Below are 20678 nucleotides of genomic sequence, written 5' to 3' on the forward strand. Positions count from 1 at the left end.
GGTGCGGCGCAGGCGCCGATTCAGGGACTTCTGGACGCCGCAGGCGGCGCCGGCGGACGCGCCGATTCGCGCTCGATCACCTCCACCTTGGGATCCTTCCACGGGCCGGTGACGCGGTAGGTGCGCGCGCCGATCGCGCCCAGCGGCTTGCCCAGCACCGCGTTGGCGGCGGCGCCGACCGCCGCGCCGACCGGGCCGCCGGCGACCGCGCCGACCACGGTCAGCAGGTTGCCGGATTTGGGATTGACGTCGATGGTCTGGTCGAACTGCTGCGCGCGCAGGTCGGCCTGCCCGCGCACCTTGATCTCCGCGGCCGGACCGTCGATCAGCATCGATTCGCTGCGCGCGACGCCGTCGCCGAACTGGACCTGGCCGTCGATGCGGTTGAAGGCGAAGCCCTTGGAGAAGAAATCGCGGAAATCGAACATCAGCCGGCGCGGCAGCTGCGCCACGCTGAGCAGGCCGAGCACGCGCCCGGCGCCGGGGTTCAGTTCCAGCAGCTGGCCATTGCGCGCGGCCACGTCGAGCTGGCCCTGCAGCGTGGCCAGCTGGAACCCGGCCGGATCGCCGGGCCAGGCGGCGCGCAGGGTCAGCCTGCCTTCGCCACCGCGCACCTGGCCGCCGAAGTCCAGGCTCTGCATCAGTTCGCCCAGGTCCTGGCTGTCCACGCTGGCGCTGAGCTGGGTGTGCGCGGTGGCGCCCTTGCCGCGCCAGTCGCCGCTGATGTCGATCTTCTGCTTGTCCGAGCGCAGGTGCAGCTGGTCCACCTGCATGCCGTCGCTCAGCTTGCGGGTGCGCAGCGAGGCGGCGCCGAGGTTCATCGCGCCGAAACGCAGGTCGTCCACGTCCAGCGCCAGCGCCGGGATCGAGGCCGGATCGATCGCCTCGGTCAGCGGCCGCACCGCCGCAGCCGCGGCCGCGGGGGTGGGGGTGGGATCGGATGCCGCGTTGGCCGGCGCAGCGGCCGCGGCCGCCGGCGCGCTCGCCGCCGTCGCGGCGCGCCAATGCACCCGCGCCAGGCGGCCGCCGAGCACCCCGCCCTCCTTGCTCGGCACGCTGAGTTCCCCGGCCAACGCCGGTCCGTCCAGATGCACCGCCACCGTGTCGGCCTGCGGCTGCAGCCGCAGCCGGGTGTTGTCGAACACGCCGCCGAGCAGCAGCAGGTGGTCGGCCAGCACGTCGATCTGGCGCAGCGGCATCGGGTCTTCGGCGCCCGGCGTGGCCGACTTGTTCGGATCCGGGCCGCTGACCAGGCCGATCCAGTCGATCGCGTTCAACGAGGCGGTGCGGCCGCTCACGGTCAGGCCGCTGCTGGGCGGATCCTCGGCCACGTGGTCGCTGCCCATCACCACCTTGACCCCGGTCTTGCCGTTCTGGCTGCGCGCGACCAGCGCCATCAGCTTGCCGAAGGCCACCTCGATGCGCCCGCTGCCGACCGGCAGCGGCACGTTGACCGAGGTCGCCAGCGGCGCGGTCACGCCCTTGTCCATCGGCGCCGGCAGCAACAGCTGGGTGCCGACCAGATCCGAATGCAGCTGCAGACGGCTCGGCGGCTGCACTCCGCCATCGGCGGTCTTGGGCAGGCCGACACCGATGTTCCAGCGCGAGCGGCCCTGCACGAACGGCTTGAGCCAGGCCATTTCCGGCGCCCGGTCGAGCAGTTCGTCGGCGTCCACCGAGGCGCTCAGCGCCGCTTCGAAGGCCTGCTGCGGATCGCTCACGCCATCGCCGGCGCGCAGCGCCAGTTCGCCGGCATGGCCCGCGTACTGCACCGCCAGTTTGGCCGCTTCGAAGCCGGTATCGCGATAGTCGGCACTGCCGCGCATGTCGTCGAAGGCCACATCCCAGCGGCGGTCGGCGATGTGCGCGCCGAGCAGTTCGACCTTGCCGCGCAGATGATGCACGCCCACGTCGCGGCGCAACGGCTGCAGCAGGTCGAAACTGACGTCGGCCGGGCCGGAGGCGCTGAGCGCGTCGAGGGTGTCGCCATAGCGCTTGCGCAGCGGACTCTGCCGCAGCATCGCCAGCAGCTGCCCGGTTTCGGCGCGGCTGCTGGCCAGCACGCTGAGCTGGCCCTCTTTGTAGTCCGGCAAGGTCGCCGACAGCCGTTCCACCGGCACCCCGCCCATCTCGCCACGGCCCTGGACCTGGAAGCCATTGCCGATGAACACGACATCGGCGTCCACCTTCTCCACCGCCGGCCATTCGCGCTGGAAGCGGACCTTGCCGTCGTCCAGCCGTGCACTGGCCTCGAAGCGGCCGTTGTGGTCGACGAACGGCCACTGGTCCAGGTCGCCGGACACCAGCGCGCGGCCGCCGCGCAGGCGCCCGCCCTGCAGCGCGGCGTCCAGCCAGTCGGTGGCCGCCTTGCTCATCTTCGAATGCACCCAGAATTTCTTCGCCGCCACCACCGGCGCGTCCTGCAGCTCGGCGGCCACGTCGATCCACGGCCGCGAGCCGTCGGCCTGGAAGCGCAGCCCGCCGCGGAAGTCGGCGCCGTAGTCGGTGCCCTGCACGCGCAGCGCAGGCGTCGCCACGCGCAGGTCCTCGCCGTCGCGGAACACCACGATGCGCCCGGCCAGTTGCACGTCGTGGGGCACGCCGAACCCGCTGGGCCAGTCGAAACGCACCGGGCTGGCGGCATCCAGCACCAGCTCGCCGCCCTGCGCGTCGCCCTCGAAGCGTCCGCGCAGGCCGCTGACGCCGGGCGATTGCCCGACCGGCGCGAACGCCAGCGCGCCCAGCCGGCCCTGGCCGTACAGCGGCCCGCCGGCGCGGCCGGTCAGCGCCACCTGGGTCAGCTGCAGCCGCGGCCGCGCCGCGTGCAGCCAGGCGCGCAGGGACGGCGACAGGCCGTCGCTGAGCGCGGCCACCGCCAACAGCGGCGCCAGGTCCAGGTGTTCGCCGAGCAGCGCGAAGCGGCGCCCGCCGGCCACGGTCAGCCCGTCCAGGCGCTGCGTCGGCTGGCCCGCCTGGCCGATCTGCAGCTGCGGCGCATCCAGCCGCCAGCCGCCGTCGATCTGCCGCCAGCGCGCGGTGGCGCGCAGCGTGGTGAACGCGGTCTGCAGCCGCGCGGCGCCGGCGACCGGCGCCGCGCCGCTCAGGCGCAGGTCGCGCAGCGTGGCCTCGACGCTGACCCCGACGATCCGATGCCGCTGCAACTGCGCCCAGCCCTGCACCTGGCCGGTGCCGCCGTCGATGCGGATGCCGCCGGCCTGCAGCAGCCCCGACCAACCGGCCAGTTCGGCCGGGCGCGCGGCCACATAGGCCTGGCCGTTGCCGCGCCGGCGGTCCATGTCCAGCACCGCGGTCAGCGGCGCCTGCCTGGGATCGATCCAGCCCTGCGCACCGACGCGCAGGCGGTCGCCGTCCACGCGCAGGCGCAGGTCGATCTTCGGCAACGTCGCTTCCACGCCCAGTTCCGGCGCATGCACCGCCAGCCGGCCGTCGATGACCTGCAGCTCGCCCAGGCCCTGCAGCGCGTCCAGCGGATCGCCGCCCTGCCCGGTGGTCGGCAGGCCCTGCACCGACCAGGTGCCGTCGGCGCCGCGCAGCAGGGTCAGCGCCAGTCCGCGCAGGCGCAGCTCGGTGAACGAGCGGCCCGGCAACAGGCCGGCGTACATCGACACCAGCACCTCGGCCTGGCCGACGCGCACGCCATCGCCGGCGCCCACGCGCAAGCCATCCAGGCGCAGCAGCGGACCGCGCCGGGTCCACGCGGTCTCGACCCGGTCGAACTGGATCGGGCGCCCGGCGCGCTCGCTGAGCCAGGCCTGGATCCGCTGCGGATGCCGCTCCACGAACGGCAGCGCCTGGCTCAGCGCCCCCACCACCAGCGCCACGCACACCAGCCCGATCGCCACCGCGTAGAACGCGAAACGGCGGGCCAGGCGCAGGCGGCGGCGCAGGGGGGTAGGCATCAACGGCGGGGATTGGGCAGTCGGGATTGGGGATTCGCAAACGCCAAAGCGACGCGCGCGGACAGCAACCGGTTGCGATCACGCCGCTCAACCAATCCCGAATCCCGAATCCCGAATCCCGGCCTCACAACAACACCACGTCGAACTGCTCCTGCAGGTATTGCTCGTCGGCCTGGAAACGGATGCTCTTGCCGAGGAATTCCTCCAGCTCGGCCACCGCCGAGGATTCCTCGTCGGTGATCCGCGCCACCACCTTGCTCGAGGCGATCACCAGCAGCCGCGCGGCGTCGAACTGGCGTACCGCGCGGGTGATCTCGCGGAAGATCTCGTAGGTCACGGTTTCGGCGGTCTTGATCGAACCGCGCCCGCTGCATTCCGGGCACGGCTCGGACAGCTGCCGCTCCAGGCTCTCGACGGTGCGCTTGCGGGTCATCTCGACCAGGCCCAGCGGCGAGAATTCGTACACCGTGGTCTTGGCGTGGTCGCGCGACAAGGCCTTTTCCAGCGTGCGCAGCACCTGGCGGCGGTGCTCGGCGTCGTCCATGTCGATGAAGTCGATGATGATGATGCCGCCCAGGTTGCGCAGCCGCAGCTGCCGCGCCACCGCCTGCGCCGCCTCCAGGTTGGTGCGGAACACCGTTTCCTCGAGGTTGCGCTGGCCCAGGAACGAGCCGGTGTTGACGTCGATGGTGGTCATCGCCTCGGTCTGGTCGATCACCAGGTAGCCGCCGGACTTCAGCGGCACCTGCTTGTCGAGCGCGCGCGCGATCTCGTCCTCCACGCCGTACAGGTCGAAGATCGGGCGGTCGCCGGTGTACAGCTCCAGGCGCTCGGCCAGGATCGGCATGTACTTGGCGACGAACGCCTGCAGCCGTTCGAAGGTCTCGTGCGAATCGACCTTGACCTTCTCCACGTCCTTGCGGATCAGGTCGCGCACCGCGCGCAGCGGCAGGCTCAGGTCTTCGTAGATGATGCTGGCCGGGGCGCCGTCGCGGCCGCGCCGCTCGACCACGTTCCAGACCCGCGACAGATAGGCGATGTCCTCGGCCAGCGCCTCGGCCGGCTGGCCCTCGGCATTGGTGCGGATGATGTAGCCGAAGCCGCCGTGGCTGGCGGCCAGGTCGGCGACCAGGGTCTTCAGGCGCAGCCGCTCGGCCTCGTCCTCGATCCGCGCCGACACCCCGATCACCCGCGACTGCGGCAGCAGCACCAGGTAGCGCGAGGGAATGCTGATCTGCGTGGTCAGCCGCGCGCCCTTGCTGCCGATCGGGTCCTTGACCACCTGCACCACGATGTCCTGGCCGTCGCGCAACAGCTCCACGATCGGCACCCCCGCCGCCACCGGCAGCGGCGGCGCCTCGTCGGTGTCGCCGTTGGCCACCGGCGCCGGCCGCACCACGTCGTTGGCGTGCAGGAACGCGGCGCGCTCCAGCCCGACCTCGACGAACGCCGCCTGCATGCCCGGCATGACCCGCTGCACCCGGCCCTTGTAGATGTTGCCCACCACCCCGCGGCGCCAGCCGCGCTCGATGTGCAGTTCCTGCAGCATGCCGTTCTCGATGACGGCCACCCGGGTCTCGCGCGGTGTGACGTTGACCAGGATCTCTTGCGACATCAAAGCACTCCGAAGGCGCGCAGCAGTTGGGAAGTTTGGTGCAGGGGCAGGCCCATCACCCCGGAATAACTGCCGTCCAGGCGGCTGACGAAGCGCTCGGCGCCGCCCTGGATCGCATAGGCGCCGGCGCGCCCCATCGGCTCGCCGCTGGCCACGTAGTCGGCGATGTCCTGCGCCGACAAGGCCGCGATGCTGACCTGGGTCGGCACCAGCAGCACGTCCTCGCGCGCCGCGGCGACCAGCGCCACCGCAGTGATCGCCTGGTGGGTGCGCGCGGACAACGCGGCCAGCATCGCCGCCGCGTCGGCGGCGTCGGCCGGCTTGCCGAACACGCGATCGTCCAGCACCACCTCGGTGTCGGCGCCGAGCACCACCGCATCGGCCGCACCGGCCAGCTGCGCCATGCCGGCGCGGGCCTTGTCCAAGGCCACGCGGCGCACATAGGCTTGCGCAGATTCGTCGACCGCGCGCACCTCCGGCACCTCCAGATCGAGGATCCGGAACGGCACGCCCAGGCGCGTCAGCAGTTCGTTTCTGCGGGGGGAACGGGAAGCGAGATACAGCATGGCTGAAGGATAACCCGGCGGGCCTGACTGAACGATCGCTAATTCCGGAGGCGCACACTCGACCCCGCTCCGAATCACGACGCGTTCATCGTCGCGGCAACACCCTCGCCTCACTTTCAAGGAGAACCTCCAATGCGTGCACCCTCCATCCGTCCGCTGCTGCTGGCCCTGACCCTCGCCCTAGGAGGCACGATGACCGCCCATGCCCAAACCTCCGCACCGGGCTACGCCGTGCCCGCCGACGGCACCCTGCTCAACATCGCCGCCCAGGCCGAGGCCAGGCACGCGCCGGATGTGGCCACGCTGTCGGCCGGCGTGGTCACCCAGGCCAGCGACAGCGCCGCGGCGATGCGCCAGAACGCCGAGCAGATGACCAAGGTGCTGGCCGCGGTGCGCGCCGCCGGCATCGCCGACAAGGACGTGCAGACCAGCGGCATCAATCTCAGCCCGCAGTACAAGTACGTCGAGAACCAGGCGCCGCAGATCCTCGGCTACCAGGCCAGCAACTCGGTCAACCTGAAAGTGCGCGACATCGCCAAGCTCGGCAAGGTGCTGGACGCGCTGGCCGCGCAGGGCGCCAACCAGATCAACGGCCCCACCTTCGAGATCGACGATCCGGAACCGCTGTACGACCAGGCCCGGGTCGATGCGCTGAAGAAGGCGCAGTCCCGCGCGCAGACCTACGCCAAGTCGCTGGGCCTGCGCGTGCGCCGCATCGTCAGCATCTCCGAAGGCAGCGGCGGCGGCGTGCGCCCGATGCCGATGATGCGCACGATGGCGATGAAGGCGGAGATGGACAGCACCCCGGTGGCGACCGGCGAAAGCAGCGTGTCGGTCAACCTGGACGTGGTGTTCGAACTGGGCAAGTAAGCCCCGCTCGCACCAGCTTGCCGACGACGGCGCCTGCGGGCGCCGTCGTCGTTTCTGCGCCCATGCGATGCCGTGGCGCCGGTCTGGCGTGCGGGTCCGCCGGCGATGCTTGCCATGGCGACGGCAACAGGCGCAATGTCGAAGGCGCGGGCGGGTGCCGCATCGACCCCGTCCGCCGCGCTGGCGCGTTTGGTCGTACCGCAAGTCCACAAGACGCACTTCATCATGGAGGTGGATCATGGTTCGCACGCAACTCCCCGCTCCCTCGTTCGGTATCGACCTGTCGCGGATCCTGGCGCTCAGCGCCGCGATCGGCCTGCACCTGTTGGCCATGCTGCTGTTGCTGATCCCGCTCTCGCACGTGGCGCCGCCGCAGGAGCCGGCCAAGCCGCAACCCATCTGGCAGCAACCGATCGTGGTTCCGGTCACTCCAACGCCGCCGCAAGCCACGGTGCAGCCCGAGAAGCGGCCGATGACCCAGCCGCGGATGCCGACCGCCGTGCCGGTCCCGACCCCGGTGCAGGCGCCGCTGGCCGACGCCAGCCCGATGCCGATGCAGGCCGAGGCCGCCGATCCGGCCCCGACCGCGGCCGAGCCGAGCGTGCCGCCGGATCAGGTCAGCGCACCGGTCGCCGGCATGCAGCTGCAGTACCTGCGTGCGCCGGCCCCGCCCTACCCACGCGATGCGCTGCGCGACGGCTTGCAGGGCAGCGTGTTGCTGCGCGTGCTGGTCGGCGTCGACGGCCAGCCGCTGGAGGTCAGCATCGCCAAGAGCAGCGGCCACCGGATCCTGGACCAGGCCGCGCGCGAGCAGGTGCTCAAGCGCTGGAAGTTCCATGCCGCACTGCAGCAAGGCGTGCCGGTTCAGGCTTACGGGTTGGTCCCGGTGGATTTTTCCCTGGGCCGTTGAATGCTGGTGCGACCCCGGTGCAGGAATGCGCATCGGGGCCGATTTAATTTAAAATTCACAATTCATTCACGTTAAATACACCTAGATGGCATCAGCCGACCGTTTGTGCCGGCGTTTGGCAAAAATTAGAAATCAAAACTTGCGCTTCCAGTTAGGAGAGAGACTGTGAACACCCAGAACCAACGGCGTGCAACCCGCCGCCTTGTCCTATGCGCGTGCGTGACCAGCGCCCTTGCGACCACCGCGGCAGCACCGGCGGCATTCGCCCAGGAAGCGGCGACCAACCTCGACCGCATCACCGTCACCGGCTCCAACATCCCCCGCACCAATACCGAAACCCCGTCCCCGGTCCAGGTGGTCACCCGCCAGGAAATCGATCGTACCGGCAAGAGCACGGTGGCCGAATACCTGCAGACGCTGACCTCCGACGGCGCCGGTTCGATTCCCAAGAGCTTCGGCAACGGCTTCGCCGGCGGCGGTGCCGGCATCTCGCTGCGCGGCCTGGGCGCCGGCTCCACCCTGGTGCTGTTGAACGGCCGGCGCATGGCCACCTACGGCCTGGCCGACGACGGCCAGAAGGTCTTCACCGACCTGAGCACCATCCCGCTGGACGCGGTCGAGCGGATCGACATCCTCAAGGACGGCGCCTCGGCGATCTACGGCTCCGACGCCATCGCCGGCGTGGTCAACATCATCCTGCGCAGCGACTTCGAAGGCGCGATCCTGCGCGGCTCCTACGGCATGTCCGGCGACAGCGACGGCAACACGCGCAAGGCGACCCTGACCGCCGGCACCGGCAACTTCGCCAACGACGGCTGGAACGCGTTCTTCAGTCTGGACGTGGGCAAGTCCGACGCGATCAAGATCAGCGACCGCAAGGACCGCAAGTGGATCGGCACCGGCGACATCCGCCGATACGGCTACGACGCCGCCGACGCACAGTTCCTCGGTGGCGCCTACCTCAGCGGTGGCACTGCCGGTGGCACCGGTCCGAACGGCTCGGTGTTCGACAACACCGCCCACCTGGTCGCCCTGCCCGGCTGCGCCGGCCTGACCACCATCCCCGGCCAGACCGATGCCACCGCGCAGGCCCAGGGCTGCCTGTGGGATCCGGCGCAGCAGTACCGCGACCTGAGCCCGGAAGAGAAGTACGTCAACGTGTTCGGCCGCGCCAGCTTCGCGTTCGGCGAAGGCGGCGAGATCTACACCGAGATCGGCTACTCGAAGAAGGAGACCGTGTTCTCCAACACCCCGTCCGGCGTGTCCGGCGGCTGGGGCTATCCCGGCGGCCCGGTCAACGCCAACAGCGGCGCCGGCGCCACCGTGCTCTACGCCGGCCATCCCGACAATCCGCTGCCCTACGCTGCGCGCCTGCGCTACAGCGCCTGGGACGTGGGCCCGCGGGTGACCGACAACACCAACGAGTTCAACCGCTTCCTGGCCGGGGTCAAGGGCAACTGGGGCGAGTGGAGCTACGACACCGCCTACCTGCATTCGGGCACCGACCTGGTCAACAAGCGCACCGGCTTCCTGCGATACAGCGCCGTGCGCTGCGTTCTGGGTAACCCGGCCTGCCCAGCTGGCACCTGGCGTATCGGCGACAACGCCGGTCTGAACTCGCAGGCGCTGTACGACTACATCTCGCCGACCATCAGCGCACGCGCCAAGTCGAGCCTGGACATGTTCAACTTCACCGTCTCGCGCAGCCTGGCCGACCTGCAGGGCGGCCCGCTGGGCCTGGCGCTGGGTACCGAGTGGCGCAAGACCAGCAACAGCCTGACCCCGCAGACCTACACCGACATCGGCGACATCATCGGCCTGGGCTACTCGGCCTATGACGGCACCCAGAACGTCTACGCCGCCTATGCCGAGCTGTCGGCGCCGGTGCTGGAGCAGCTGGAACTGTCGGCGGCGGTGCGCTACGACAAGTACGAGAGCGGCGACAGCAAGGCCACGCCGAAGCTGGGCGTGAAGTGGACACCGGCCACCTGGATCGCCCTGCGCGCCAGCTACGCCGAAGGTTTCCGTGCGCCGAACCCGGCCGAGAACGGCGATGGCGGCCTGGCCGCGTTCTCCAACGCACGCGACCCGGTGCGTTGCGCGATCGATCCGGCCAACGAATGCACCGCGCGCTCGGTGGCGATCATCACCCGCCCCAACCCGGCGCTGACCCCGGAAGAGTCGAAGAGCTACTCTGTGGGCTTCGTGCTGCAGCCGACCGCCAGCACCTCGCTGACCGTTGATGCGTGGCAGATCAAGCGTACCAACGAAATCGCCCAGGGCAGCACGGCCGACGCAATCGCCGCCGGCAACGTCCTGCGCGACAGCAACAACATCGGCGGCGTGGCCAACAGCGGCACCATCCTGGCGGTCAACACCGACTACGTGAACGCCAACTCCTCGCGCGTGCGCGGCGTCGATACCGACATCCGCCAGACCTTCGAGATCGGTCCAGGCCAGTTGGAAATGGACCTGCAGTGGAGCCATCTGCTCAAGTTCGAGCGCACCGAAGGCGACACCACGGTCGACTACGTCGGCACCCACGGCAACTGCGACGTGACCAACTGCATCGGCACCCCGCAGGACCGCATCAACTTCGGCACCACCTGGAAGCAGGGCAGCTGGAGCGTCAGCGGCGTGGTCAACTACATCGACAGCATCGAGAACAAGGACCGCCGCGGCGGCGACTACCTGGCGTTCTATGCGGACGGCAGCCCGGTCGAGAAGATCGCCTCGTTCACCACCTTCGATATGTCGGGCCGCTGGAACGTGACCGATGCGTTCGAACTGAACGCTTCGGTGCAGAACGTGTTCGACCGGATCGCCCCGCTGGATCCGTCCACCTACGGCGGCGTCAACTACAACCCGCTGCACTTCAGCGGCGCGGTCGGCCGCTACTTCACTGTGGGCGCGAAATACACGTTCAACTGATCGAACGCGTTGCGATACACGAAAAAGCCCGGGCGCGAGCCCGGGCTTTTTTGTTTGTGCCGACCTGCGCAGGTCGCGTGGCGATTGCGTTGCCGGCGTCGCGCCGGCGCCGCGGGCGACGCGCGGCTGGCGCGTCGTGCACGCGAGGGGCGAATCAGGCGAGCCTGGCGGTCATGCGCGATGGTAGGGATGGTTGGCCAGCATCGCCGCGGCGCGGTACAGCTGTTCGGCCACCACCAGCCGCACCAGCATGTGCGGCAGGGTCAGCGGACCCAGCGACCAGGATTCGCCGGCCACTGCCAGCACCTCGGGCGAATGGCCTTCGGGACCGCCGATCAGCAGCGCCAGGTCGCGGCCCTGGCCGCGCCAGTGTTCCATGCGCTGCGCCAGCTGTTCGGAACTGTACGGTTTGCCGGGTACGTCCAGCGCCACCACCAGCGCGTTCTTCGGCAGCGCGGCGAGCACGCGGCGGCCTTCGTCCTCGATCGCGCGCTGCGCGTCGCGGCCCTTGCCGCGCAACCCCGGTTCGATCTCGACCAGTTCCAGCGGCAGCCAGTGCGACAGGCGCTTGCGGTATTCGGCGAAGCCCTGCGCGACCCAGGCGGGCGCGCGTTCGCCGGTGGCGATGAGTCTGCATTTCATGCGGGCATGATAGCCGCGGCGCGGCCTGGCGATCGGCGCGCGGCTGTCGCGCCCTGATCGTGGAGCCAACCGCCCTCCCTGTAGGAGCGGCTTCAGCCGCGACCGCTTTTACCGGCCGCGCCCATAGCGCGCCATGGGCAGACCGCCCGCCATCGCACTTGCACCTGCCTGCTGCGCGCTACTCGTCGCGCTGCGCGTCGTCCAGCATGGCCTGGAACAGCATGGCCTCGCGCGAGATTTGCGGCGGCTGCGGGCGCTGCCGCTTGAGCCAATGCCGCAGCGTCGGCGCCTGCCGCAGTTCGCGCAGGTCTTCGGCCAGTTCGTCGATCTCGTCCTGCAGCGCGCGCTTGATCTCGGCCATCGCCGCATGCAAGCGCTCCGGCTTGAGCCGGCGCGTGCCGAACACCGCGTAGTCGGCCTTGAACGCGGCATCGATCCGCCGCAGCTCGTCCTGGGTGGTCTGCAATTGCTCGCCGAGCATGCGGTTGTAGCGCTCGATGCGGGGTTCGGCCATCGCCGCCAGCGCGGCGGCGTCGAGCTGGCCGGCCTGCAACTGCAATTCGAGCAGGCCGAGCAGGTCGGCATCGGCATAGGCCGCGTTGAGCCGTTGCATCAGCGCGGTCTTGCGCTCGCGCTGCAACGGATCGGCCTCGCGGTCCGGATGCAGCGCCGCGGCCAGCCTGCGGTACACCTCGCGCAACGCGGTCTGCGGATCGAACGCCGGCGCCGGCGCCGCCGAGGCGGCGCGCTGCGCCTTCTTCGCCTTGCGTGCGACCGCCGCGACCTGGGTCTGCCGGCGGCGCTGCTGCAGGCGCTCGAACAACGCCTGCGGCGATGCCAGATACGGCAGGGCATCGGCGTCCACACCGAAATGCACGGCGATCAACCCGCGCAGCGCCGCATCCGAGGCGGCGATACGTTCGTCGTAGGAGGTTTCCGCATGGCGGTCGTAGAGCGGCTTGAGGTCATGCAGGCCAACCTCGTCGATCAACGGCTCGATCAGCGCGCATAGCTGCGCCGACAGCGCGGCGCGGTCGCTCTTGCCCAGCTTCTGCGCCATGCCCGCCGCATCCAGCGCCAGCACGCGCTCGACGTGCAACTGGTCGCGCCGCTGCAGCAGGGGCTGCACCTGTTCGTGGAAGCGCTGCTGCCAGCGCGGCAGGGCCTCGCGCCAGGCGGCGAGTTCGCCGCGGCTGCGCTCCAGCTGCACCACCAGGCTGTCGAAGCGCTCGCCGGCGGCGCTGCGCAGCGCATTGCCGGCGCCCGGCAATGCGGCCGACAGGGTCAGGCCCGGGCTTGCATCCGCCACCGGCGCGTCATCGCGCCGGGGCGTCGGATCAGGCATCGCGCGCGTCGTCGTCCGCGTCGCTCGGCGGCTGGTCGCCGACCGTCCACAGCCGCTCCAGCGCATAGAACTCGCGCACCCGCGGCAGCATCACGTGCACCACCACGTCGCCGAGATCGACCAGCACCCACTCGGCCTCGCGCTCGCCTTCCACGCCCAGCGGCATCACGTCCAGCTTCTTGGCGTGCTTGATCACTTCGTCGGCGATCGACTTGACGTGGCGGGTGGAGGTACCGGAGACGACGATCATGTAGTCGGTGACGCTGGACTTGCCGCGCACGTCGATTTCCACCGCGTCCTTGGCCTTGAGCTCGTCGAGCGCGTTGCGGACGTGGGCGAGCAGTACCGGCAACGACGGCGGCGGGTTGGGCAGTTGGGTCTTGATGACGTGGGCTTGACTGGACAAAGGTGCGAACTCGATGGAATGGGCGAATTATAGGGAACTACGCGAAGACGCGTATTCAGCTAGTCGGCGCGGGCGCCGCTGGGGGCCGCCGCATACAGCCCGGCGGCACGGATGTAGTCCGCGACCGCGGCCGGCACCAGCGCCGCCCAGTCGCCGCCGGCGGCGATGCGCTCGCGCACCTGGCTGGCCGATTCGCTGCGCAGCGGCTGCCGCAGGCACCACAACAGGCCGCCCGGCGCGCCGGCCAGCGCCTGCGGCGACGCCGCCCAGCGCCCGGCCACCGCCTGCGCCAGTTCGGCCGGCAAGGCGCGTTCCCAGCCGCTACCGGCACGGTCGGCGACGACCAGGTGCGCCGTGTCGAGCAGGCTGCGCCAGTCGCGCCAGGCGTTGAAGCCGACGAAGCTGTCGGCGCCGATCAGCAGCGCCAGCGGCGCGGCGGCGCCGAGTTCGGCGCGCAGCTCGCGCACCGTGTCGATGCTGTACGAGGCCACGCCCGGCTGCGCCAGCGCTCGCTGCAGTTCGTGCCGGTCGAGCAACAGCCCGGCTTCGCCGTCGATCGCCAGCGCCAGCATCTCGCAGCGCTGCCGGGCATTGGCGCCCGGCGCGTCGCGATGCGGCGGATCGGCCGCCGGCATCAGCCGCACCGGCACCTCGAACGCATCGCGCGCCGCCCGCGCGATCGCCAGGTGGCCGTTGTGGATCGGGTCGAAGGTGCCGCCGTAGATCAGGCTGAGAGGCCGGGATTGGGGATTCGGGATTCGGGATTCGTCAACGGCGGCAACCTCTGCGCGGACATCCGACGCCACGGGATCGCCGCTGTTGCCAATCCCGAATCCCGAATCCCCAATCCCGGCCGTCATACCACCAACAACCGCACCGCCCGCGCCTCGGCGATGGCCAGCAGCAGGCGCTCCAGCGCGATCCAGGCGTCGCCGTCGGCGCGGCCCTTGGCGATGCGGTCGATGCGTCCTGCTTCGGCGGCGAAGCGCTCCCAGCGGCGCGGTTCGGCATGCCGCTGCAGGGCGCGCTTGAACGGCGCCTGGCGCGACTCCCAGATGCCCTGCCCCTTCATCTCCGCGGCCAGGTTGCCGCCGGCCGCCTGGACCTTGGCCAGCGCCGCGGTGCGCAGCAGTTCCTTGATCAGGATCGGCAGCAAGGCCGCCACCGCTTCGCCCTCGGCGCGCAACCCGGCGAGCATGCGTCCGACCACCGGCGCCTGCCCGGCCAGGGTGGCCTCGGCCAGGCGGAACACGTCGTAGCGCGCGGCGTCGGCGACCAGCGACTCCATCGCCGCCACATCCAGGCTCTGCCCGTCGGCCAGCAACGCCAGCTTGTCGATCTCCTGCGCGGCGGCCAGCAGATTGCCTTCGACCCGCTCGGCCAGGCGCTGCACCGCGCCGGCATCGGCGCGCAGGCCCTTGCTGCGCAGGCGGCGCTCGATCCAGTCGCCCAGTTCGTGCGGCTTGATCGCCCAGGCCACCGCGATCACCCCGAGCCGGCCGACCGCGTCGGCCCACTTGCCCTGGTGCGCCTTGCTCCATTCGTTGCAGGTGATCAGCAGCACCACGTCCGGCGGCGGATCGGCGCAGAACGCACTGATCACCTCGCCGCCTTCCTTGCCGGGCTTGCCGCTGGGCAGGCGCAGTTCGATCAGCCGGCGCGGGCTGAACAGGCTCGGCGCATTGAAACTGGAATACAGCTGGCTCCAGTCGAACTCGCGGCCGTCGGCGTCGAACACCTCGCGCTCGCCGATGCCTTCGGCGCGCGCACGCGCACGCACCGCGTCGGCGGCCTCGAGCACGCGCAGGGTTTCCGGGCCGGCGATCAGGTAGACCGGATGCAGCGGCTGCGCGGCCGGCTGGGTGACGAGCTGTTCGGGACGCAATTCCATGGCGGCAGCCTAGGGCCTGTCGCTGCGCGCCGCCAGCGGATCGCCCGCGACGGGCGAGCGGCGGGCGGCGGGCGGTGGCCGGCGGATCAAGGCTGCGGCGAGGTCGCCGGCGGCGTGCCGGTGGCCGGCTTGCCTTCGACCGGCGTGCCGGTGGCGGCGGGCGGCGCCTCGTTGACGTTCTTGCCGTTGCGCACTTCGGCGCGCACCACGCTGTCGATCCGGCGCAGCATCGAGGCCGACATCTCGCGGCGCAACTCGTCGGCGAGGATCTCGCGCTCGGTGGTGGTGCCGGTGGCGTCGGTCGGCGGCGACACGTAGTCGCGCGACAGCTCGATCACCTGCTGCGGCACCAGCACGCTGCCGTCGGCGCGGCGGAACACGAAGATCGCCGCATAGCGCAGGCTGTATTCCTGGGCGCGGCCTTCGGCATCGAGCGCGATCGGCAGGTCGCCCCAGCGCTCGGACAGCACTTCCAGGCGCGCCACGCCGGTGTTGACCTCTTTCGGCGCGATCTCCGCGCCGGCGGCGCGCAGGCCGCGTTCGAGCAGCTTCACCAGCTCGCTGTACGGCGCCGAGGAGACCACCTTCACCGAGGGCGTGCCGGCCGGCAGGGTCAGCTTGTCGCGCAGATGGAAACCGCAGGCGGTCAGGGTCGTCGCGAGGACGAGGGCGAGCAGGAGTCGGGTCATGGACACAGTCTGGAGGAGCCGGCTGGGCGCGGCAACAGGCGGCTAGCCTGCCCGATGCCGCGTGAACGAGGGTTGAGACGTGCCGAAGCGCGCGCCGACGGCGCCGCCGCCGCTGGCGCGGCGGCAACGCGTGCGACCGCGGCGGCGCGGTTCACGCCGCCACCAGGTTCACGATCTTGCCCGGCACGATGATGATCTTGCGGATGCTCAGGCCTTCCAGGAACTTGGCGGTGTTCGGCTCGGCCTGGGCCAGCGCCTCGATCTGCTCGCGCGGGGCGTCGGCCGCGACCTCGATGGTGCCGCGCAGCTTGCCGTTGACCTGCACCGCCAGGGTCAGCGCGTCGCGCACCAGCGCGGCCGGGTCCGGCTGCGGGAACGGCAGATCTTCCAGCAGGGTCGGCGCATGTCCCAGCGCCTGCCACAGCGCGTGGCTGGCATGCGGGGTGATCGGGTTGAGCAGCAGCACCGCCGCTTCCAGCGCTTCCTGGCGCACCGCGCGGCCCTGGTCGCCGGCGTCGTCGAACTTGGCCAGTGCATTGGTCAGCTCCATCACCGCGGCGATGGCGGTGTTGAAGCTGTGGCGGCGGCCGTAGTCGTCGGCGACCTTGCCGATGGTCTCGTGGGTCTTGCGCCGCAGCGCCTTGTGTTCGGCGCCCAGCGCGGCCGCATCCAGCGCCGGGGCGGCACCGTCGGCGACATGCTTGTGGACCTGCGCCCACAGCCGGCGCAGGAACCGCGCCATGCCGTCCACGCCGGCCTCGTTCCACTCCAGCGACTGCTCCGGCGGCGCGGCGAACATCGAGAACAGGCGCACCGTGTCGGCGCCGTACTTGCCGACCATCGCCTGCGGGTCCACGCCGTTGTTCTTGGACTTGGACATCTTCTCGGTGCCGCCGATCTGCACCGGCGCGCCGTCGGCGATCAGGGTCGCGCCGACGATGCGGCCGCGCTCGTCGCGCTGCACGTCCACGTCGGCCGGGTTGATCCAGTCCTTGGAACCGTCGCCGTTGTCGCGGTAGTAGGTCTCGGCGATCACCATGCCCTGGGTCAGCAGGTTGGTCGCCGGCTCGTCGCTATCCACCAGGCGCGCGTCGCGCAGCAGCTTGTGGAAGAAGCGGAAATACATCAGGTGCAGGATCGCGTGCTCGATGCCGCCGATGTACTGGTCCACCGGCAGCCAGTAGTTGCCGCGCTTGTCGACCATGTCCTTGGCGCCGGGCGAGGTGTAGCGCGCGTAGTACCAGCTCGACTCCATGAAGGTGTCGAAAGTGTCGGTCTCGCGCTCGGCCGCCGCGCCGCACTGCGGGCAGGTGGTCTTGCGCCATTCCGGATCGGTCTTCAGCGGCGAACCGGTGCCGCTCAGCGCCACGTTCTCCGGCAGCAGCACCGGCAGCTGGTCTTCCGGTACCGGCACCGCGCCGCAGCTGGCGCAGTAGATCACCGGGATCGGGCAGCCCCAGTAGCGCTGGCGGCTGACGCCCCAGTCGCGCAGGCGGTAGTTGATGCGGCGCTGGCCCTGGCCCTTGCGCTCGAAGCGCTCGGCCAGCGCCTCGAACGCGCCGTGGTAGTCCAGGCCGTCGAACTCGGCCGAGTTGACCAGTTCGAACTCGCGGGTCTTGTCGGTGTACCAGTCGCGCCAGACGCTCGATTCCCAGGTGCGCTCCTCGTCGTTCTTCGGCGCCGTCAGCGCGATCACCTGGCGGATCGGCAGCGCGTACTTGTTGGCGAACTCGAAGTCGCGCTGGTCGTGGCCGGGCACCGCCATCACCGCGCCGGTGCCGTAGCCCATCAGCACGAAATTGGCGACCCACACCGGGACCTGCTCGCCGCTGATCGGATGCACCGCCACCAGGCCGGTGTCCATGCCGCGCTTTTCCTGGGTCTCCAGTTCCGCCTCGGATACCCCGCCCTGCTTCAGCTCGGCCAGCAATGCGGCCAGTTGCGGATTGGATCTGGCCGCGTGCAGCGCCAGCGGATGTTCGCTGGCGATGGAGACGAAGGTCACCCCCATCAGCGTGTCCGGGCGCGTGGTGAACACGCGCAGCGGATCCAGCGCCGCGCCGTCGGCGTCGCGCACCTCGAACTGGATCTCCAGCCCTTCCGAACGGCCGATCCAGTTGCGCTGCATGGTCTTGACCGATTCCGGCCAGCCAGGCAACTGGTCCAGGCCGTCCAGCAGCTCCTGCGCGTAGTCGGTGATGCGCAGGAACCACTGCGGGATCTCGCGCTTCTCCACCAGCGCGCCGGAGCGCCAGCCGCGGCCGTCGATGACCTGCTCGTTGGCCAGCACGGTCTGGTCGACCGGATCCCAGTTCACCACCGCATTGCGGCGATAGGCCAGGCCCTTGCGCATCAGCCGGGTGAACATGCGCTGCTCGTGCACGTAGTACTCGGGACGGCAGGTGGCGAATTCGCGCGACCAGTCGATCGCATAGCCCAGCGACTTCAGCTGGCTGCGCATGTGCTCGATGTTGGCGTAGGTCCACTTCGCCGGCGCGGTCTTGTTCTTGATCGCGGCGTTCTCGGCCGGCAGGCCGAACGCGTCCCAGCCCATCGGCTGCAGCACGTTCTTGCCGTTCATCCGCTGGTAGCGGCTGATCACGTCGCCGATCGTGTAGTTGCGCACGTGGCCCATGTGCAGCGCACCGGACGGATACGGCAGCATCGACAGGCAGTAGAACTTGGGCTTGTCGGAGGTCTCGTTGACCTCGAAGGCGCGGGTGGCGTCCCAGAACTGCTGGGCGGACGATTCGACCTGCTGCGGGTCGTAGGCTGTGGGCTCGACGGCGGACATGGAAACGGGCAAGGGCCAGGCGGCAACAAAGCAGGCAAGGGTACCGCAGCGCAGCAGGCGGCTCCAATCGTGGCGACGAGCGGTGCCGGCGGCGCTCGCCTGCGCCCGGCCCGGCGAGCCCGACGCGCATCGCTGCCAGTGCGTCGGATACGGGGAAAACCACGCTGACCGCGCCGGCCGGCGCGGCGGACGGACCGCGCAACGGCCTCGCGCCAGGCCGGTTCGATGCGCTGCGGGACGGCGCCGATTGCGCGGCGGCGACGGTTTCAGCCGCGGCGCGGCAGCGCCTGCGGGCCGGACCAGCAGGCCAGCAGCGCCAGCCAGGCCCACCACAGCGCGAACACCAGCCGCTGCGCCACCGCCGCCGACAGCAGCGCGTCCAGCGCGAACGCGCCGAGCGCGGCCAGCAGCGCCACCGCCAGCGCGGCCCGCGCCCAGCCGCGCGCGCCGGGCTGGCGCCAGGCGCCGACGGCCAGCAGGCTGGTCGCCGCCACCAGCGCCACCACCCACAGCAGCCAGGCGCTGGCATGCAACTGAGTGGCGCGCGATTCCAGGTCGGCCGGATCCAGCGGCAGCAGGCCCATGCCGGCGAAGGCCAGCCCGGCCAGCAGCAGCAACTGGCCGCCGACGCGCAGCGACCAGGGCGCGCCACGGCCACTGCGCTGCAGCAGGCGCAGCGCCAGCGCCACCGCCAGCGCCCCGGGCAGCACGAAGGCCAGCAGGTCGAAGGCCCAGGCATGGGGGATGCCGCTGGCGCCGAGCAGCGCGACCGGATGCGACCACGGCAGGTAGCCCGGCAGCGCCCGTCCGAAGCCGACCACCGCGGCCACGGCGGCCAGCGCCAGCAACGGCCCTGCATAGCGCAGCGCCTGATCGTATCGGTTGGCCATCGTGTCTCCGGGCACCTGCGCCGCCACGCCACCGCGGCGCGCCAAGCGCCCATTGTCGCCGCTGCGGCCGCGGCTGGCACCCTGCGTGCCCGACACGGTCGCGATCGCCGCGGCGCCGGCATGGAGGCCATCGCCGGCCTGCGCGCCCTTGCGTCGCCGCCGGTCTGCCACCATAGAACCCATCATTCTTCGCCAGCCACGATGCCCCCCATGTCCGACATGCCCCACGTTTTCGACGCCAAGACCGAGACCTTCGAAGCGGAAGTGCTGCAGAAATCGCTGCAGATCCCCGTGCTGGTGGACTTCTGGGCGCCCTGGTGCGGCCCGTGCAAGACCCTGAGCCCGATCCTGGAGAAGCTGGCCGCCGAGTACCACGGCGCGTTCGAGCTGGCCAAGGTCGATGTGGACCAGGAGCAGCAGATCGCCGCCGCGTTCCAGATCCGCTCGGTGCCGACCGTGTTCCTGGTCAAGGACGGGCAGCTGGTCGACGGCTTCCCCGGCGCCATGCCCGAAGGCCAGCTGCGCGAGTTCCTGACCCAGCACGGCATCGCGCCGCTGCCGGCGCCGGCCGAGGTCCAGGACGACGCCCCCGCGGCGCCGCTGGACCCGCAGGCCGAGGTGCTGCGCCTGCGCGACGCGGTGGCCGCCGAGCCGGACAAGGACGAACTGAAGCTGGACCTGGCGCTGGCACTGGTGAAGACCGGTGCGGCCAGCGAAGCCGAGGCGTTGATCGACGCGCTGCCGGCCAACCTGGCCACCGACGAGCGCGCGGTGCGCGCGCGGGCGCGGCTGGGCTTCGTCAGCGCGTTGCAGGCGGCGCCGCCGGTGCAGACCCTGCAGGCGGCGATCGCGCAAGACCCGGCCGACCTGAAGTCGCGCTACCTGCTCGGCGTGCAGCGCCTGGTCGGCGGCGAGGACGAAGCGGCGCTGGAGCAGTTCCTGGAGATGCTGCGCCAGGACCGCAGCTTCGAGGACGGCCTGCCCAGGAAGTCGCTGATCGACGCGTTCCGGGTGATCGAGGACGAGGACCTGGTCGGCCGCTACCGGCGCAAGATGTCGGCGCTGCTATTCTGAGATTCATGTCACGGACGGGATCGGTTGGCGATGATCCCGCGGTTCGGCCACCCAGTGGCGGGACGAGTGGTCCGGCTCCCTCCGCGACATCACGACCAGGGGAAATCCACAGGCCCGGCCCGTCCGGCGTCGCGC

General features: G+C 70.7%; 15 protein-coding genes. 4 read left to right on the forward strand and 11 right to left on the reverse strand.

Going from position 1 to position 20678, the window contains the following annotated elements:
- Positions 1-20 precede the first annotated feature (20 nt).
- The 3 genes from JR064_RS02115 to JR064_RS02125 all read right to left on the reverse strand — a co-directional run bounded on the left by JR064_RS02115 (position 21) and on the right by JR064_RS02125 (position 6101).
- Positions 21-3920: a YhdP family protein gene (locus JR064_RS02115; protein WP_206228637.1), complete on the reverse strand. Its 3900-nt coding sequence runs from the start codon at positions 3918-3920 to the stop codon at positions 21-23.
- A gap of 124 nt (positions 3921-4044) precedes the next feature.
- On the reverse strand, positions 4045-5535 hold the full coding sequence (rng, locus tag JR064_RS02120) for a ribonuclease G (protein ID WP_179563786.1): 1491 nt from the start codon (positions 5533-5535) through the stop codon (positions 4045-4047).
- Positions 5535-6101 carry a Maf family nucleotide pyrophosphatase gene (locus tag JR064_RS02125; protein ID WP_206228638.1) on the reverse strand — a complete coding sequence of 189 codons (567 nt, stop codon included), beginning with the start codon at positions 6099-6101 and terminating at the stop codon, positions 5535-5537. The genes rng and JR064_RS02125 overlap by 1 nt, the downstream gene beginning before the upstream one ends.
- Before the next feature lie 132 nt (positions 6102-6233).
- Between JR064_RS02125 and JR064_RS02130 the strand changes: the two genes are divergently transcribed.
- The 3 genes from JR064_RS02130 to JR064_RS02140 all read left to right on the forward strand — a co-directional run bounded on the left by JR064_RS02130 (position 6234) and on the right by JR064_RS02140 (position 10812).
- Positions 6234-6971 carry an SIMPL domain-containing protein gene (locus tag JR064_RS02130; RefSeq protein ID WP_206228639.1) on the forward strand — a complete coding sequence of 246 codons (738 nt, stop codon included), beginning with the start codon at positions 6234-6236 and terminating at the stop codon, positions 6969-6971.
- A 238-nt stretch (positions 6972-7209) separates the two neighbouring features.
- Positions 7210-7881: an energy transducer TonB gene (locus JR064_RS02135; RefSeq protein WP_206228640.1), complete on the forward strand. Its 672-nt coding sequence runs from the start codon at positions 7210-7212 to the stop codon at positions 7879-7881.
- Between the two features lie 219 nt (positions 7882-8100).
- A complete protein-coding gene (locus JR064_RS02140; RefSeq protein ID WP_338123853.1) occupies positions 8101-10812 on the forward strand; it encodes a TonB-dependent receptor in 2712 nt (903 codons plus the stop codon).
- Between the two features lie 171 nt (positions 10813-10983).
- Here the strand turns inward: JR064_RS02140 and rlmH are convergent, their stop codons facing one another.
- The 8 genes from rlmH to JR064_RS02180 form a co-directional block, all read right to left on the reverse strand.
- A complete protein-coding gene (gene rlmH / locus JR064_RS02145) occupies positions 10984-11454 on the reverse strand; it encodes a 23S rRNA (pseudouridine(1915)-N(3))-methyltransferase RlmH (protein WP_064540057.1) in 471 nt (156 codons plus the stop codon).
- Positions 11455-11632: 178 nt separating this feature from the next.
- Complete coding sequence (locus JR064_RS02150; RefSeq protein WP_206228642.1) at positions 11633-12763, reverse strand: J domain-containing protein; 1131 nt, start codon at positions 12761-12763, stop codon at positions 11633-11635.
- Positions 12764-12791: 28 nt separating this feature from the next.
- Positions 12792-13205: a ribosome silencing factor gene (rsfS, locus tag JR064_RS02155; protein ID WP_179563780.1), complete on the reverse strand. Its 414-nt coding sequence runs from the start codon at positions 13203-13205 to the stop codon at positions 12792-12794.
- Between the two features lie 59 nt (positions 13206-13264).
- Positions 13265-14011 (reverse strand): nicotinate-nucleotide adenylyltransferase, encoded by a 747-nt coding sequence (gene nadD / locus JR064_RS02160; RefSeq protein WP_338123854.1) that lies wholly within the window; start codon positions 14009-14011, stop codon positions 13265-13267.
- Between the two features lie 50 nt (positions 14012-14061).
- The gene (holA, locus tag JR064_RS02165; protein WP_179563778.1) at positions 14062-15096 is read right to left on the reverse strand and encodes a DNA polymerase III subunit delta; all 1035 of its coding nucleotides are present in this window, start codon (positions 15094-15096) and stop codon (positions 14062-14064) included.
- 86 nt (positions 15097-15182) lie between these two features.
- Positions 15183-15785 (reverse strand): LPS-assembly lipoprotein LptE, encoded by a 603-nt coding sequence (locus tag JR064_RS02170; RefSeq protein ID WP_191824765.1) that lies wholly within the window; start codon positions 15783-15785, stop codon positions 15183-15185.
- 151 nt (positions 15786-15936) lie between these two features.
- Positions 15937-18579, reverse strand: a complete 2643-nt coding sequence (gene leuS, locus JR064_RS02175) for a leucine--tRNA ligase (protein WP_206228644.1) — start codon at positions 18577-18579, stop codon at positions 15937-15939.
- A gap of 266 nt (positions 18580-18845) precedes the next feature.
- Positions 18846-19469: a DUF998 domain-containing protein gene (locus JR064_RS02180; RefSeq protein WP_206228731.1), complete on the reverse strand. Its 624-nt coding sequence runs from the start codon at positions 19467-19469 to the stop codon at positions 18846-18848.
- A 210-nt stretch (positions 19470-19679) separates the two neighbouring features.
- Between JR064_RS02180 and trxA the strand changes: the two genes are divergently transcribed.
- The gene (gene trxA, locus JR064_RS02185; RefSeq protein ID WP_206228645.1) at positions 19680-20543 is read left to right on the forward strand and encodes a thioredoxin; all 864 of its coding nucleotides are present in this window, start codon (positions 19680-19682) and stop codon (positions 20541-20543) included.
- The last annotated feature ends 135 nt before the right edge of the window (positions 20544-20678 follow it).

Source organism: Xanthomonas bonasiae (genome assembly GCF_017163705.1).
Lineage (GTDB): Bacteria > Pseudomonadota > Gammaproteobacteria > Xanthomonadales > Xanthomonadaceae > Xanthomonas_A > Xanthomonas_A bonasiae.